Annotated in this window: 13 protein-coding genes; 4 read left to right on the forward strand and 9 right to left on the reverse strand. The window is 65.9% G+C overall.

What is annotated here, in order from left to right; translation table 11 throughout:
• The first annotated feature begins 9 nt into the window (after nt 1–9).
• From FJ959_RS15195 to FJ959_RS15205, 3 genes are all read left to right on the forward strand, one after another.
• The gene (locus tag FJ959_RS15195; protein WP_140630632.1) at nt 10–696 is read left to right on the forward strand and encodes a hypothetical protein; all 687 of its coding nucleotides are present in this window, start codon (nt 10–12) and stop codon (nt 694–696) included.
• Between the two features lie 49 nt (nt 697–745).
• Nucleotides 746–1,213: a DUF4189 domain-containing protein gene (locus tag FJ959_RS15200; RefSeq protein WP_140500087.1), complete on the forward strand. Its 468-nt coding sequence runs from the start codon at nt 746–748 to the stop codon at nt 1,211–1,213.
• 173 nt (nt 1,214–1,386) lie between these two features.
• The gene (locus tag FJ959_RS15205) at nt 1,387–1,893 is read left to right on the forward strand and encodes an invasion associated locus B family protein (RefSeq protein WP_224519123.1); all 507 of its coding nucleotides are present in this window, start codon (nt 1,387–1,389) and stop codon (nt 1,891–1,893) included.
• Between the two features lie 18 nt (nt 1,894–1,911).
• Here FJ959_RS15205 and FJ959_RS15210 read toward each other — a convergent pair whose 3' ends face one another.
• On the reverse strand, nt 1,912–3,897 hold the full coding sequence (locus FJ959_RS15210; protein ID WP_140630638.1) for an ABC transporter ATP-binding protein/permease: 1,986 nt from the start codon (nt 3,895–3,897) through the stop codon (nt 1,912–1,914).
• A gap of 296 nt (nt 3,898–4,193) precedes the next feature.
• Here FJ959_RS15210 and FJ959_RS15215 point away from each other — a divergent pair, with 296 nt between their 5' ends.
• Nucleotides 4,194–4,634 (forward strand): hypothetical protein, encoded by a 441-nt coding sequence (locus FJ959_RS15215; RefSeq protein WP_140500175.1) that lies wholly within the window; start codon nt 4,194–4,196, stop codon nt 4,632–4,634.
• A 48-nt stretch (nt 4,635–4,682) separates the two neighbouring features.
• Here the strand turns inward: FJ959_RS15215 and FJ959_RS15220 are convergent, their stop codons facing one another.
• From FJ959_RS15220 to FJ959_RS15255, 8 genes are all read right to left on the reverse strand, one after another.
• Entirely contained in the window at nt 4,683–5,669 is a 987-nt protein-coding gene (locus FJ959_RS15220) for an ABC transporter permease (protein ID WP_140516049.1), read from the reverse strand.
• A gap of 229 nt (nt 5,670–5,898) precedes the next feature.
• Nucleotides 5,899–6,870: an ABC transporter permease gene (locus tag FJ959_RS15225; RefSeq protein ID WP_140561105.1), complete on the reverse strand. Its 972-nt coding sequence runs from the start codon at nt 6,868–6,870 to the stop codon at nt 5,899–5,901.
• On the reverse strand, nt 6,867–8,417 hold the full coding sequence (locus FJ959_RS15230) for a sugar ABC transporter ATP-binding protein (RefSeq protein ID WP_140630641.1): 1,551 nt from the start codon (nt 8,415–8,417) through the stop codon (nt 6,867–6,869). Before FJ959_RS15230 ends, FJ959_RS15225 begins: the two co-directional genes overlap by 4 nt.
• A gap of 276 nt (nt 8,418–8,693) precedes the next feature.
• Nucleotides 8,694–9,728, reverse strand: coding sequence for an ABC transporter substrate-binding protein (locus FJ959_RS15235; protein ID WP_140582418.1), 1,035 nt, complete (start codon nt 9,726–9,728; stop codon nt 8,694–8,696).
• A 101-nt stretch (nt 9,729–9,829) separates the two neighbouring features.
• On the reverse strand, nt 9,830–10,744 hold the full coding sequence (locus FJ959_RS15240) for a sugar phosphate isomerase/epimerase (protein WP_140630644.1): 915 nt from the start codon (nt 10,742–10,744) through the stop codon (nt 9,830–9,832).
• A 38-nt stretch (nt 10,745–10,782) separates the two neighbouring features.
• The gene (locus FJ959_RS15245) at nt 10,783–12,318 is read right to left on the reverse strand and encodes a mannitol dehydrogenase family protein (RefSeq protein WP_140630647.1); all 1,536 of its coding nucleotides are present in this window, start codon (nt 12,316–12,318) and stop codon (nt 10,783–10,785) included.
• The gene (locus FJ959_RS15250; protein ID WP_140500072.1) at nt 12,315–13,097 is read right to left on the reverse strand and encodes an SDR family oxidoreductase; all 783 of its coding nucleotides are present in this window, start codon (nt 13,095–13,097) and stop codon (nt 12,315–12,317) included. Before FJ959_RS15250 ends, FJ959_RS15245 begins: the two co-directional genes overlap by 4 nt.
• A gap of 70 nt (nt 13,098–13,167) precedes the next feature.
• Nucleotides 13,168–14,061, reverse strand: a complete 894-nt coding sequence (locus FJ959_RS15255) for a MurR/RpiR family transcriptional regulator (protein WP_140500070.1) — start codon at nt 14,059–14,061, stop codon at nt 13,168–13,170.
• Nucleotides 14,062–14,120: the final 59 nt, after the last annotated feature.

The following is a 14,120-nucleotide window of genomic DNA, read 5'->3' on the forward strand; positions in this document are numbered from 1 at the left end:
GGCAGCACCGTGAGCCAGCAAGACCCGTTCATCTCCCCAGCGCGCGGCCCGAGCGTGGAGCCGGACCGCAAGAGGATCGTCGAGCCCGATCGCAAGAGGGGCGCCGAGCCGCAGCGGCGGTGGCCGCGCGTCCTAGCCTTCTCGCTGCTGGGGCTGGCCATGATCGGCATCGGCTTCGCTGCCGCCAACTATGCCGCGATCGCCGGTCTCGTCGGCACCCCGACGGCGGCGCAGGCCGGGACGGCGCCGCCCGCATTGCCGGACTCGCCTTTCCTCGAACATGTCAAACAGGCCGGCGTGCAGGCCTGCTCGACAATCTTTCCGGTGCTCGGACAGGTGCTGACGACGGGCTCGAAATACAGCGTCAAATCCTTGTGGAACGACCAGGCCGCCGACAAGCACGCCGTGCAGGCCCTCGTCGGCATGGAGTATGCGACGGAAAAATACAGCGGACCGGCCGCCGGCGTGGTTTTCGCATCGCCCACCACTTCCGGCTGCGAAGGCGCGATGGTGCGGGTGGCGCCGTTCGCCAGCCCGTGTTCGGAGATCCCGTCCGTTCTTCCGCAAGGCAGCAAGATCACCGACCATCTCGGCCAGGTAGAAGTGTATGAGCTGGGCGGCAATTCGGGCGAAGCGCTTCTGCTGCCGACCGGCAATAGCTGCGTGGTGATTTCCATCGCGTCGGCGTCGAAGTGAGACCCGGGATAGGCGAATGGGCGAGGGCTCCTGGAAAGGATTGCAGACCATGATATCGCGACGTCTGGCAGTTTTGTGCATGGCCCTGCTGTGGAGCGGGCAGGTTGTCTCGGCCGACCTTGTGGCGCCGCCGGAGCCGGAGCCGAAGGAGGAAAAGGGCATCTGGGGGGCGATCGCCTATTCCAGCATCGATACCAAGCACGGCTTCTTCTGGGGCGCCGACAAGCGCCAGGAGGCGAAGGACGCCGCGATGAAATATTGCGAGAACGCCGGCGGCAAGGGCTGCACTGTTGTCACGGTGTTCCGCAATCATCGCCATTGGACAGACGACGACGAGACGGGCTTTCCCTACAAGCGCTGCGGTGCCCTGGCTGTGGCTAAGGAGAAGCAGAGCGACCGGCTGACGCCGTGGGGCGCGAACTCCGCCGAGACCCGCAAAGACGCGGAAGATCTCGCTCTGCATGCCTGCGAGGCGGCGGGAACCGAATGCAAGGTCCGCGAGTGGGTCTGTACCTGAAGCGCGCCGCGCTCACACGGCGCGCTTTGGAATTGCTTTTGCACGCTGCGTGAGGCAGATGACCATGCCCGCGGCCCCGAAAATCCCATCCGGTTTTCGGGTCACGCGCGTGAACCCGAAAGAGAAGGTCGCCATCGTTGTTTGACAGATTTGTTCTTCTGAAGGCGGCCGCAATCTGCGCGGCGGCGCTGCCCGCATCGAGTGCCTGTGCGCAACAGCAGCAGGCGGCCACGCTTCCAAACGGCGCGTCGTCGCTCCAGGAGACCTATCAGGACTGGAGCCTGGCCTGCACCATCCAGGACAATGCACGCGCCTGCTCGGTTTCGCAGGACCAGACGCAGAAGAACGGCCAGAGGCTGCTGGCGGTGGAGTTGCGGGCGGGGCCGAAGGGTGGATTGACCGGAACCCTGCTTCTGCCGTTCGGTATCCTGTTCGACCCAGGCGTGACGATCCAGATCGACGACCAGCCGCCCCTCGGCCAGTTGCGGTTCCGCACCTGCCTGCCGAACGGATGCGTGGCGCAGTTTCCGATCGATCGGGCGCTGGCGCAGAAGCTGAAGGCGGGCGGCGTATTGACGCTCAACGTCATCACCGACGCCGAGACCAAGCTCAACTTCCCCGTCTCCCTGAAAGGCCTCGGCGCCGCCCTCGACCGCGTCGCGGCGCTGAGCGGGCGCTGAGGAGGGGCGAAGTCGGCTTTAGTCCAGCTCGCGCGGCCTTTGGGCCGCAGCGCCGGAGCCCCACAAGGCGCGCCTGAGCAGGTTCCGTCCGCCCTTGCGCGGGACAAGATTGATATCGCTGACAAGCTTTGCGCCGCCCTCGCGCCGCTCCAATGTGATCTTGCGGCTGTGGAAGGCTTCCAGCTCGGCGCGATGCGCGACGCTTATGATGGTCACCTTCGGTAATTCATGGATGACCGTCTCCATCATCTTGTCCTGGCTCTTCTCATCGAGCGCAGACGTCGCTTCGTCCAGAACGACGATATCGGGATGATGCAGCAGGAGGCGCGCGAAGGCGAGCCGCTGCTTTTCGCCACCCGACAGGGTCTGGTCCCAGGGCGCGTCTTCCTCGATCCGGTCCTTGAGATAATCGAGCCCCACCTTGTCGAGGGCGGCGTTGATCTTCTCCAGCGTCCAGTTGTCGGCGGCGGCCGGATAGGCGACCGCGCGGCGCAGCGTTCCGGAGGGGATGTAGGGACGTTGCGGCAACATGAACAGCCGCCTGCCGGGGTGGAAGTCGACGCTGCCGCCACCCCACGGCCAAAGGCCTGCGACGGCCCGCACCAGCGTGCTCTTGCCCGAACCGGATTCGCCGGCCACCAGCACCCGCTCGCCAGGCTCGATCTCGACCTCGGTTTCCTTGACCACGCCGGTGCCGTCGTCGAGCGACACCGAGAGATTGTCCAGGCTGAGCATCGCACCGTCTTCGGTTTCGCCGTGCCTGATGCGGCCCAGCGCGTCGCTGCGTTCGGCGCGCTCCAGCCCGTCAAGCGACATCATCAGCGAGGCAATACGCCGTGCCGAGGCGTTCCAGTCGGCGAGGCGGGGATAGTTGTCGACCAGCCATCCGAACGCGGCCTGCACGATGGCGAAGGCTGAGGCAGCCTGCATGATCTGTCCAAGTGTCATGCTGCCTTCGAGAAATTTTGGCGCGCAAAGCAAGATCGGCACGACCGGTGCAAACAGGCTCGACCCCTGCGACACCAGCGCCGTGCGCATGTGCTGGCCTGTCAGCAGCGCCCATTGCCGGAGCACCGTGCCGAACGTCTTGTCGATGCCGCTGCGCTCCTCCTCCTCGCCGCCGAGCAAGGCGATGCTCTCGCCGTTTTCGCGCACGCGCGTCAGCGTGTAGCGGAAATCGGCTTCCGCCTGGTTCTTCTGCTCGGAGAGCCGCACGAAATGGCGGCCGATGACCACCATCGAAGTGGAGGTGATGGCGGCGTAGATCACCGCGGTCACGACCAGGAAGCCGGGAATGGTGACGCTCCAGCTTCCGATCGGCAAAGTCAGCGCCCCGCCGATCGTCCACAGCACCACGATGAAAGTGGAGGCCGACAAAAACGCGTTGATCACGCCGGAGATGAAATCGACGGGCGATTCCGTGGCGATCCGCAAATCCTCCGCGATGCGTGCCTCGGGGTTCGTGTGGTCGCCGCCCACGAGGTTCAGCTGATAGTAGCGGCCGCTTGCGAGCCAGCGCGCGATGATGGCGGTGGTCGACCAGGAACGCCAGCGGCGCTGGATCGTCATGCGAAGGTAGACTTGCGCGACGACAAGGCTTGCGCTTCCAACCACCAGCGGCGGGAACACGGCGCTGAGCACATAGACGGTGTGGGCGTTGCGCTGCTCGATGGCGTCGAAGATCGAGCGGTTCCAGATGTTGATCCCATACTGGAAGCCGACATTGATGCATATCAGCATCAACAGCCCGAGCGTGAACGGCCAGGCCAGCTTGTCGCCGCGCGTGCTCCAGTAGCCGCGCGCGCTGATCCAGAAGCGCCTCAGCAGGTATCGCTTGCGCGCCTGCTCGGCCTCCTGCGGCGTCAGCTCCGGACCGGGTTCGATGGCCCCGGGCGGTGGCGCAGCCTCGCCCACGACCTCGGACGCAACTTCGACTGTCGAGGCCTTCTCCTGGTGCGACTTCTCTGCCTTGCGCCGCCTGGCGCCGTCGACCGTTTTCGGCATGAGTTCAGCCTCGGATGTAACGGCGACAACGGCCTAAAAATCAAAAAGTTTCACCAGGCCCGCTCCAGACGGCGCCATGGGTCTCCCCGTGCTCCCCTGCTCGACCCGCGATGCCGCCAGCCGCCGCTGGACAATTCGCCAGCCGGCGGGCCCGTTTAGCGACGGTCTCCTCGCAGCCGGAACGAGACCGTGTGCTTGGAACCAATGATGGGCGAGACTGTTTAGCCATGAACTTCGATGCGACGCCGACGTCCCGGCCCGGTCGGGTGAGCAGCGACCTTGAGGAGCCCCTTGTCATGAAGATTTCGTCCAGATTTCGTTCAGTCGCCATCGCCGTGATCACTGCCGCGGGCGTTGGCTTTGCCAGTGTCGCGCACGCCGACACCGGAACGATCCGCTTCTCCATCTACAAGGCGGCCTTCTTCATCGGCGGCGCCGGAGGCGAGGGCACGCTGACCTTCCATGGCCGCCGGTATCCGATCTCGGTCGGCGGCATTTCGGGCGGCCTCGCCTTCGGTGCCTCCAAGACCTATTTCCGGGGCACCGTGCGCCATATCAAGCGCGCCCGGGACGTGACGGGTGTGTACGGCGCGGCGGGCGGCGGCGGCGCGCTCGGCAAGGGCGCCCAGGTGATCGTCATGACCAACGACAAGGGCGCCCAGCTCGAGCTCACGGGCAGGCAGGTAGGGCTGCAAGTCAACGCCGATCTCAGCGGCATGAGCATCACGGTGAAGTGAGGGCGGTCACTGCGTCGGTGTTTCGAGGGATGAGCCGGCGGCCCCTCCCTACCGCTCCTCCACGATCCGCAGATAGGCCGCCGTCACGAACAGCACGATCAGGCCGAACAGGATCCTTCTTGCCCCCTCCGGCATCTGCAAAATCGTCAGCAGCGTCGTCAGCACGGTCAGGATCAAGGCACCGATGATGGTGCCGGTATAGCCGCCGCGGCCGCCGAAGATGGAGGTGCCGCCGATGACGGCGGCGGCCACGGAGGGCAGCACCAGCGGTTCGGCGAGGGACAGGGAAGGGGCCTTGATCAAGCCGATATAGAGCAAGCCGGTGATGCCGGCGAGCAGGCTGGATAGGACGTAGAGCGCGGTGATGACCTGCCAGTAGCGCACGCCGGAAAGGCGGGTCGCGCGCTCATTGTCGCCGACGGCGTAGAGCAGGCGGCCGAAACCGGTGCGGTTGAGGCCGAAGACGATCAGCACCGCGACGGGGACGAACAGAAGCAGCGCGTTGGGAAACCCTGCGGTCACGCCGGTGCCGAGCCAGGCGAGGAAATCGGGGATCTTGGCGCCCGAGGCGATCACCGTGCGTTGATAGACCTGCAGGAAGCCGGTGCCGATCAGGCTGGTGCCCAGCGTCATGATCAGCGGATGGACGCGGAAGACGCCGACGCCGATGCCGTTGACGAGGCCGATCAGCACCGCCGGCATCATCGCCAGGAGGAAGGCCACGGCTGGGTCCTGGTTGACGGCTTGCGTAGCCATGATGAAGGCGCTCATCGTCGCCACCGTGCCGACAGAGAGATCGATGCCGCCGGTCAGCATGGTCATGGTCTGGCAGCCGGCAAGGATCGCCAAGGGAATGGCGAATTTGATGGTGTTGGCGATCCAGCGCTCGTTGACGATGCCGGGGCGCAGGATCTGCAAAATCACAACCAGGATGACCAGCAGGATGACCAGCGGAATCAGCGGCCGGTCGGCCATGAAGCGTTTGACACGGCGGCCGAAGGGGACGGGTTGGGGCGTGATTGCTGACGTGCTCATGGGGTGGCTCTTGTCTGCAAATGTAGCGCCCTACGGCGGCCCCCTCTGTCCTGCCGGACATCTCCCCCTCTAGGGGGGAGATCGGATGGGGTGACGGCTTTCGCAAATTGTCGGCGTTGCAAGAATGAGCGAGACGCCGAAGCTGCCAATCTCCCCCTTTGAGGGGGAGATGTCCGGCAGGACAGAGGGGGGCGCCGTAGAGCGCTATGCGCCAATTCATTCTCCCTCATCATTGCCGACCCCGCATCGTAATGAAAGCCCCGAACATCACCACGGCGACCATGATCAGGCCCTCGATGATGGCGGTGACGTTGGGGTCGATGGCAAGCAGGGTGAGGTCGGTGCGCACCAGGCGCAGCACGAAGACGGCGACGATGGGGCCGAGCAGGCCGCCCTTGCCGCCGCCCAGCGCCACGCCGCCCAGCACCACGGCCGCGACGCTGGCGAGCAGATAGGGGCCGGGAATAGGAGCGCCGATGCCGGTGCTCATGGTCAGCGCCAGGCCGCCCATGGCCGCGAACAGGCCCGACAACGCATAGGCGATGATGCGGGTGCGCTTGACCGGCACGCCGCTGCGGAACGCCGCCAGCTCGCTCGAGCCGATGGCGTAGATGGACAGGCCGAGGCGCGAGCGCCTCAGCGGTATCCAGACGATGCAGAGACAGATGATCAGCACCAGCAGAGCCTTCGGCAGCCAGGCGTCGATGTTCTGCGGCAGGCCGGGTATCGGGACCGTGCCTGAAATCATCGCCTTCAGCCATTCGGCGGCGGCGCCGCCCGGCGCGCCGAGCACCAGAAGAGCCGCCCCTTGCAACACGAACAGCATGGCGAGCGTCACCACGATGTCGGGGACACGGGTGGCGACAATGAGCAGGCCGTTGAGCGCGCCGAGCACAAAACCCATGGCCAGTACGAAAGGCACCACGAACAGCGCGTATTCTTCCGAGGCGCCGGCCATCATCGAGGCGGCGGTGACGCTGGTCAGCGCCATCATGGCGGCGACCGACAGGTCGATGCCGCCGGCGATGACGACGACGGTCTGCGCGGCCACGGCAAAGGCGTAGGGCAAGACGGCCCGCGCGAGCGAGCCGAAATCGCCGCTGCCATAGCCGGGCTGGATCAGCTTGGTGACGACGAACAGCACGACGAGGAGGGCGAACAGGCCGGCGACCCAGCCCTGGCGGCGCAGGAGATGGCTCATGGCGTCACCTCCGGTGCATCCGGGGTATTTGCTGTGGGGTCCGCCAAAATGCCGACATCGGCCTTGGCGCCGCGCGGCAGGCCGTAGGCGGCGCGCATCAGTGCCGGCTCGTCCGCCTCCTCGACCGGGAAGATATCGACGACGCGGCCGCCGAAGATGACGATGACGCGATCGCAGACGCGCTGCACCTCTTCGAGTTCCGAGGTGTAGAACAGCACCGACTTGCCGTGGCCGGCGAGCTCGCGCAGCAATTTGTAGATCTCCTGTTTGGTGCCGACATCGATGCCGCGCGTCGGGTCGAAGCACAGGATGGTGCGGGCGTCCGCCGCGATCCAGCGTGCGATGGTCACCTTCTGCTGGTTGCCGCCGGACAGGCGCTGCACCTCGCCTTGCGCGCGGGTGTCGATCTGGAGGCGCGCGATGGCGCTCGCCACCGTGGCGCGCTCCTTGCGCATGGCGATCGGCCCCCAGTTGCGCAAGGCGGCGCTGAAGGGCAGCGCGATGTTCTCGCGCACCGAGCGCTGCATGGCGAGGGCCTCGGAGCGGTCGCCCGGCACATAGGCGATGCCGGCGCGGATGGCGTCGATCGGATGGGTGAATTTCGCCGGCTGGGCGTCGACCTCGATCGTGCCGCCGGACGGTTTGATCGAGCCGGCAAGGGCGGCGAACAATTCATCCTGGCCCTGGCCTTCGAGCGCGACGACGCCGGCGACCTCGCCGTCGGCGAGCTCGAAGGAGACGTCGTTGAGCTTGGTGCCGACGCGCAGATTGCGCACGGCGAGACGCCGGCGGGCAGGGGCCGACGTGGCGGCCTGGCCGGCGGCGCGGGCGGTCACCTTGGTCTTCTCGATGCGGGCGCCGAGCATCAGCTCGACGATCTTTTCCTCCACGCCGGGCTCGATGTCGAGAACGCCGACGGTCGCACCGTCGCGCAGCACGGTGGCGCGGTCGCAGAGCGCCGAGATCTCGACGAAGCGGTGCGAGATGAAGATCACGGCGCGGCCGCTGTCGCCCTGGCGACGCACGACTTCCAGCACTTTTTCAGCGAGGTTGGCGGGGAGCGCCGCGGTCATCTCGTCGAGCAGCAGCACGTCGGGCTCGACGGCGAGCGCCCGCGCCAGGTCGAGCACGCGCAGCACCGCCAGCGGAATGTCGCGCGCGGTGTCGCGCAGGTCGAGGTCGGGAATGCCAAGTTCGCGCACCCAGGCGCGGAACGGCTCGACGGGCGTGCCGGTCAGCCGCAGATTGGACAGTATGTCGAGATCGGGGATCAGCGACGGTTCCTGGTAGACGGGCAAAAGGCCAGCGCGACGCGCGGCGGCGGGCGAGCGTATGTCGCGCGCCTCGCCACGGATCAGCACGCGCCCGGCCGAGGCAGGAACCGCGCCGGTCAGGATCTTCACCAGCGTCGACTTGCCGGCGCCATTGGCGCCCATCAGGGCATGCACCTCACCCGGCAGCACGGACAGCGACGCGTCGCGCAGCGCGGCAACCGCACCGTAATTCTTGGCGACGCCGGAGGCGTCGAGGAGGGGACTGGTGGTCAAATTGCTGTCCGTATCAGAAACTCAATTGCTGGCGCTCTACGGCGCCCCCCTCTGTCCTGCCGGACATCTCCCCCACAAGGGGGGATTGGCCGTAACTTCGGCTTTCGCCAATTTTCAACGTGGCAAGACGAGAGCCGGCGCCGAAACTGCCAATCTCCCCCCAAATGGGGGAGATGTCCGGCAGGGCAGAGGGGGGCGCCGTAGAGCGCTAACCTATCAAACCTTTGGTTGGCGGGGACGGCAAACGCCATCCTCGCTAGCCAGTCAAAATAGCCCTTACTCCCCCGGCCCCTTGCACGCTACGATCTGGTCCTTGGTGTAGGTCGTCCAGTCCGGGATCGAGATCGAGACCGGCCATTCCGGGCTGAGCGACGGATCGGCGGCGGCCTTCAGCTTGGCCTTGCCTTCCTCGGTGGCGTTTTCCCAGAGCTGCGGCTCGACCAGAACGGTCTGCTGCGCCGGCTTCTTGCCGTCGAGGATCTGGAGCGCGAGCGTCACGCCGGCGCCGCCGATCGAGCCGGGATTGGTCACGGCGGCCCCGACCAGGTCCTTGACCGAATTCAGCTGGCCGACGAAGCCGGCATTGTCGGCGCCGACCACGGGCACCATCGGCGCCTGCGATTCCACCAGCGCGTCGACGATGACGTTGTCGATGCCCGAGGTCCACACGCCGTTGAACGGTGTGCCGGTGGCGAGGAAGGACAGCATCTGCTGCTTGGCCTGGTCCTGCTGCCAGCCGGTGAACACTTCCTGCGCGACCTTCACGTCGGGGAATTCGGCCAGCGCCTTCTTGAAGCCCTTGTCGCGATCCGAGTCGGCGGAGGCGCCGGCGGCGCCGCGCATGTAAAACACCTCACCCTTGCCGCCCATCTGCTGGAACAGCCATTTGGCGCCGAGATAGGCATATTGTTCCTGGTTGTTGGAGATGATGTAGGCCGAGGGTTCGGTGACCGCCTGGTCGACGGCGACGACAACGATGCCGGCCTTGGTGGCTTCCTCCAGCCCCGCCTTGATGCCGGCGGGATCAGCCGGATTGACGACGATGGCGTCGACCTTGGCGCTGATCAGGTTGCGGATGTCCTCGAGCTGCCCGGCGGCGTCGGTATTGCGGTGGGCGATGTTGAGCTTGGTCACTTCGCCGGAGGCCAGCGCCTGCGCCTTCATGGCGCAGACCATCTCCTCGCGCCAGCCATTGCCCTGCACGGTGTTGGAGATGCCGATCGTGTATTTGCCCTCGGCGGACGAGGCGCCCATCGAGGCCAGCAAGGCAGCGCCGGCAAGGAGCGGCACCATGGTCAGGTATTTCTTCATTTCAGATTTCCTCCACTTTGATTTTCGTTTCGATTCCAAGTCGTTACACCGGGCCGCGCAGAAAGAGATTCAGGCGGCGCCTCGATGTTGTTTTTGCGCCTTCATTTGACGAAGGGACGCAGCACGTCGCGGGCAAGCAGGAAACCGCGCTTGACCTTATCGTCGCTGCCCTCGAACCACCGGTCCTCGTGCTCGATGATGATCGGGCCGTCGTAGCCGGCACGATAGAGGCCGGAGAAGAAGCCGTTCCAGCTGACATCGCCCAGCCCCGGCATGCGCGGCACCTGCCAGCCTATGCCAGACGAAAGGATTCCGCGCTCGTACAAACCATCATGATCAATCATCAGGTCCTTGGCATGGACATGCAGCATGTAGGGGCCGAATTCCCTGATGAAGCGGGCCTGGTCGATCATCTGCCAGACCAGGTGCGAAGGATCGAAATTCATCCCGACATCGCCGCCCCAGGTTTCGAGGATGCGGCGCCAGACCAGCGGCGAATAGGCGATGTTGTGGCCGCCCGGCCATTCGTCATAGCTGAAGATCATCGGGCAGTTCTCGAAAGCGAGCTTGACGCCGTGATCGCGCGCATGGGCGACGATATCGGGCCAGATTTCGAGCGCGTGCTGCCAGTTGACGTCGACGGTCTTCGAGGCATCGCCGCCGCAGAAGGTGTTGACCAGGGGCACGCCAATATTCGCGGCCAGCACGATCACCTGCTTCAGATGGTCGATCACCGTCTTGCGGTGGGCGGCATCGGGATGCAGCGGGTTGGGATAATAGCCGAGACCGGAAATGGTCAGCCCCTTGCCGGCAAGGTTTGCCGCGATATCCCTGGCCTGCGCCGGCGAGGTCGCGGCGGCGTCGATGTGGCTGGTGCCGGCATAGCGGCGGCTGGCGCCCGAGGCTTTCGGCCAGCAGGCGATTTCCAGCGCCTCGAAGCCGGCCGAGCTTGCCCAGTCGGCGACCGCGTCGAGCGGCGTCTCCGCGAACGGTGCGGTGAGCAGTCCAAGCCTCATAATGCCTCCCCCGGTCGTGAATTCACGACCGATTCCTACTATGCAGATCGTGCCGGTTGCTTCAACCGCTCATCTGCCGGTTGCGCGCATGCATGCCTGACGGTTGCCATCGGATCGTCCGACAACAGCCCGTCGAGCGCCGATGTGACGGCCTTGCGGAACATGTCGTTGGCGGCGAGGGCGGGATCGAAGATGGCGTCAATCGCCAGGATGCCCGCAGCCAGTACCGGGACGTCGCGTCCGCTTGCCTCCGCTATGCCTGCGATCTTGCCGGCATAGGGGTCCGACACCGGCCAGCGCCGGCCGAACCGGGATGAAGCCTGGATCAGATAGGCCATCCAGCCGGCGACGGATACCGACAGCAGCGCAATGCTTTTTTCCTCGCCCAGCCGATCGCGGATCGGGTTGAGCAGGCGCTGCACGATCTTTTGCGAGCCGTCGGTGGCGATCTGGTGGTTGCGGTGGCGGATCGCGGTATTCTGCAGACGGCCAAGGCTCTGCTCGACATAGGCTGATGGGTCCATGCCGGGCACCGGCTTCAACGTTGGCAGCGTCTCCTCGACGAGCATGCGGCGCACGAAGGCCGACAGCAGCGGGTCCGCCATCGCATCGAAAGTGTGTTCAAGGCCGGCCAGCACGCCGAGATAGCTGAGCGTCGTCTGAGCGCCGTTCAGCACACGCATCTTGAGATGCTCGAACGGCGTGACGTCGTCGACGAAGGTTGCCCCCACCAGGTCCCAGCGCGGCACGCGGCCGGCGAATTTCTGCTCGATCACCCATTGCCGGAACGGCTCGCCGGCAACGACGGCTCCATCGCGGTAGCCGAAAAGCTGCTCCACACCGTCGAGATCGGCCTGCGTGCTCGCCGGCACGATGCGGTCGACCATGGCGCTGGGGAAGGCGGCATTGGCCGCGATCCAGCCGGCAAGGCCGTTGCCGCGCCGTTCGGCAAAAGTCCGCACGACATTTTCCAGGATGGTGCCGTTCGCCGGGATGTTGTCGCAGGAGAGCAGCGTCAGCGGCCGGCCGTGCGTGGCCATGCGTTGCTCCAGCGCCCGCGCCAGAATGCCGGGCACGCTGCGCGGCGTCAGCGGGTTTGCGAGATCGTGGACGATGTCGGGATGGTCGAGGTCGAGCGCGCCGCTGGCCGGAATATGACAATAGCCCTTTTCGGTAACGGTCAGCGTCACGAATTCGATGTCCGGGGAGGAGAGCACTTCGAGCGCGGGCATAGCGCTCGCCTGGCTATCGACAATGCGCACGATGCTGCCGATGACGCGGGCCTCGACATGGGAATCCTGGCGGATGAGCCTGGTGTAGAGCCCGTCCTGAGGGCCGAGCGTATCGGCGAGCGCCGGCGGACGGATGTTGATGCCGACCACGCCCCAGCGGCCGAAGCTCCGCGCCAGGAGGTCGTCGGTGTATTCGGCCTGGTGGCAGCGGTGGAAGGCGCCGACGCCGAGATGCGCCATGCCTGCCTGGAGCAAGGCACGGTCATAGCCGGGCCTTTGCACCGTCGCCGTCAGGCGGCCGAGCAAGGCCGGACCGAGCGTCTCGTGCGCGGCTCTGCTCACCGGTTGGCTCCGATCACCCACTGTTCCTGGTCGATCAGCGAGCCGGTCATCGGTCCCGCGGCGTCGGAGAGAAGGAAGACGGCGAGCCTGGCCACGTCCTCCGCCGAGAACAGCCGGCCGAAGGGCTGCGCGGCGTTGGCGGCATCGAGCCAGCCGGCGCCGTGGCCGAGCGTCTCGGCCTGCATGACGCGCTCGGCGGGCGTATCGGTCCAGCCGACATTGATGCCGTTGACGCGGATGCGGTCGAAGCGGTGGGCGTTGGCGGCGTTCCTGGTCAGCGTCGCCAGCGCGCCCTTGGTGGCGGAATAGACGGCGAGCTCGGGCGAACCGCAATGGGCATTGATCGACAGGATGTTGACGATCGCGCCGCCCTGGCCCCGCTTCCGCATGTCGGCAATCGCCGCCTGCATGAGGAAGAAAGGGGCGCGGGCATTGACGGCGAACAGCGAGGCCCAGTCGTCGGGGGTCGCATCGAGGAAGGAGGCCCGGTCGGTCAGGCCGGCGGCATTGACGAGACCGTCGATACGGCCGAAGCGGTCGATGCAGGCTTGCGCCAGGAGGGCAGGGGCTGCCGGGTCGGAAAGCTCGGCGGCGATGAAGTGTGCCGGCGTGCCCGCTTGCGAGAGCTCCGCAGCAACGGCCTCGCCGCGCGTCCCGTCGCGGCCAGTGACCAGCAGGCCGCCGGCGCCGGCACGCGCCAAGGTTTCGGCGACTGCCCGGCCGATGCCTTGCGTCGCGCCGGTGACCAGCACCATCTTGCCGTCGAGCTGAAGCTCCATTCCTCCTCCCGGAACAAAGTTTCTATTTCTGAAGATATGGAATGTCAGTTCCCGTTAGTCAACCGCGCAATCATTCTGCCCGTTGGGCCACGACACCATGGACCAAAGCCATGCCGACGGCGAGGGACGCCGCCAGCGAGCGGAAGCCTGCGAAGTCCTGTTCCACAACTTCCAGCCAGGTGTCCGAGAACTTGACCAGCGGAGAAAAAGTGCTGTCGGTGATGGTGACGATCCGCGCGCGCCGCTCGTGGGCGACCGCGACGAGGTCGGGCGTGATCGAATTGTAGGGACTGAAGGAGACCGCCAGCACCGCGTCGCGTCTGCCGATGCAGCCGACCTGGTCGAGCGCGGTGGAGCCGACATTGTCGACCAGCACATTGCGCACGCCTTGCTGCGACAAGGTCAGCGAGAGATAGCTGGTGACGGGAAAGGCGCGCTTGGAGCCGATGACGTAGATCAGCTCGGCGGCCGAAAGCAACGCCACCATTTTCTCGAAGCTCTCGATATCGAAGCCGGTTTCGATGCGGCCGAGCGAGGCCTGCGAGGCGCCGACCATGCCGCGCAGGAAATGCAGGTCGGCATTGGATACGCGCGGCGTGCGTTCCTGGCCGCGCCCTTCCGGCCAGGACGCCTTGACATGGTCCTTGAACAGGCCCTGGAAATCGGAAAAGCCGGCATAGCCGAAGATCTGGGCGAAGCGCACCAGCGTCGAAGGCTGCACCCCTGCCTGCGCGGCGACCTGTGCGATGGTGCCGAGCGCGACGTCGCTCGGATGCTGCCACAGGAAGATCGCGACCTGGCGCAGCCGCTTGGGAAAATGGACCGTGCCCGACGACAGCACCGCGCGCAGCTCCTCGTAAGTCTGCGGCTTGATATAGCCGAGCGCCGCCAGCGAGCGCCCGCGCTTGCGGGTCGTCGCCTCGTCGGCGCTGGACCGTCCGGATGATTTGCGCGCCCCGCTCATGATTTCAGGCTAGCGCGATACGATCGTTTTACAATATGAAAATTGGAAATCCTGTTCGA

Source organism: Mesorhizobium sp. B2-2-4, assembly GCF_006442375.1.
Classification (GTDB): Bacteria; Pseudomonadota; Alphaproteobacteria; order Rhizobiales; family Rhizobiaceae; genus Mesorhizobium.

Coding starts and splice junctions, on each gene's coding strand:
- FJ959_RS15200 (WP_140500087.1), top strand. CDS start 746: ATGATATCGCGACGTCTGGCAGTTTTGTGCATGGCCCTGCTGTGGAGC.
- FJ959_RS15210 (WP_140630638.1), bottom strand. CDS start 3,897: ATGCCGAAAACGGTCGACGGCGCCAGGCGGCGCAAGGCAGAGAAGTCG.
- FJ959_RS15215 (WP_140500175.1), top strand. CDS start 4,194: ATGAAGATTTCGTCCAGATTTCGTTCAGTCGCCATCGCCGTGATCACT.
- FJ959_RS15220 (WP_140516049.1), bottom strand. CDS start 5,669: ATGAGCACGTCAGCAATCACGCCCCAACCCGTCCCCTTCGGCCGCCGT.
- FJ959_RS15225 (WP_140561105.1), bottom strand. CDS start 6,870: ATGAGCCATCTCCTGCGCCGCCAGGGCTGGGTCGCCGGCCTGTTCGCC.
- FJ959_RS15235 (WP_140582418.1), bottom strand. CDS start 9,728: ATGAAGAAATACCTGACCATGGTGCCGCTCCTTGCCGGCGCTGCCTTG.
- FJ959_RS15240 (WP_140630644.1), bottom strand. CDS start 10,744: ATGAGGCTTGGACTGCTCACCGCACCGTTCGCGGAGACGCCGCTCGAC.
- FJ959_RS15250 (WP_140500072.1), bottom strand. CDS start 13,097: ATGGAGCTTCAGCTCGACGGCAAGATGGTGCTGGTCACCGGCGCGACG.
- FJ959_RS15255 (WP_140500070.1), bottom strand. CDS start 14,061: ATGAGCGGGGCGCGCAAATCATCCGGACGGTCCAGCGCCGACGAGGCG.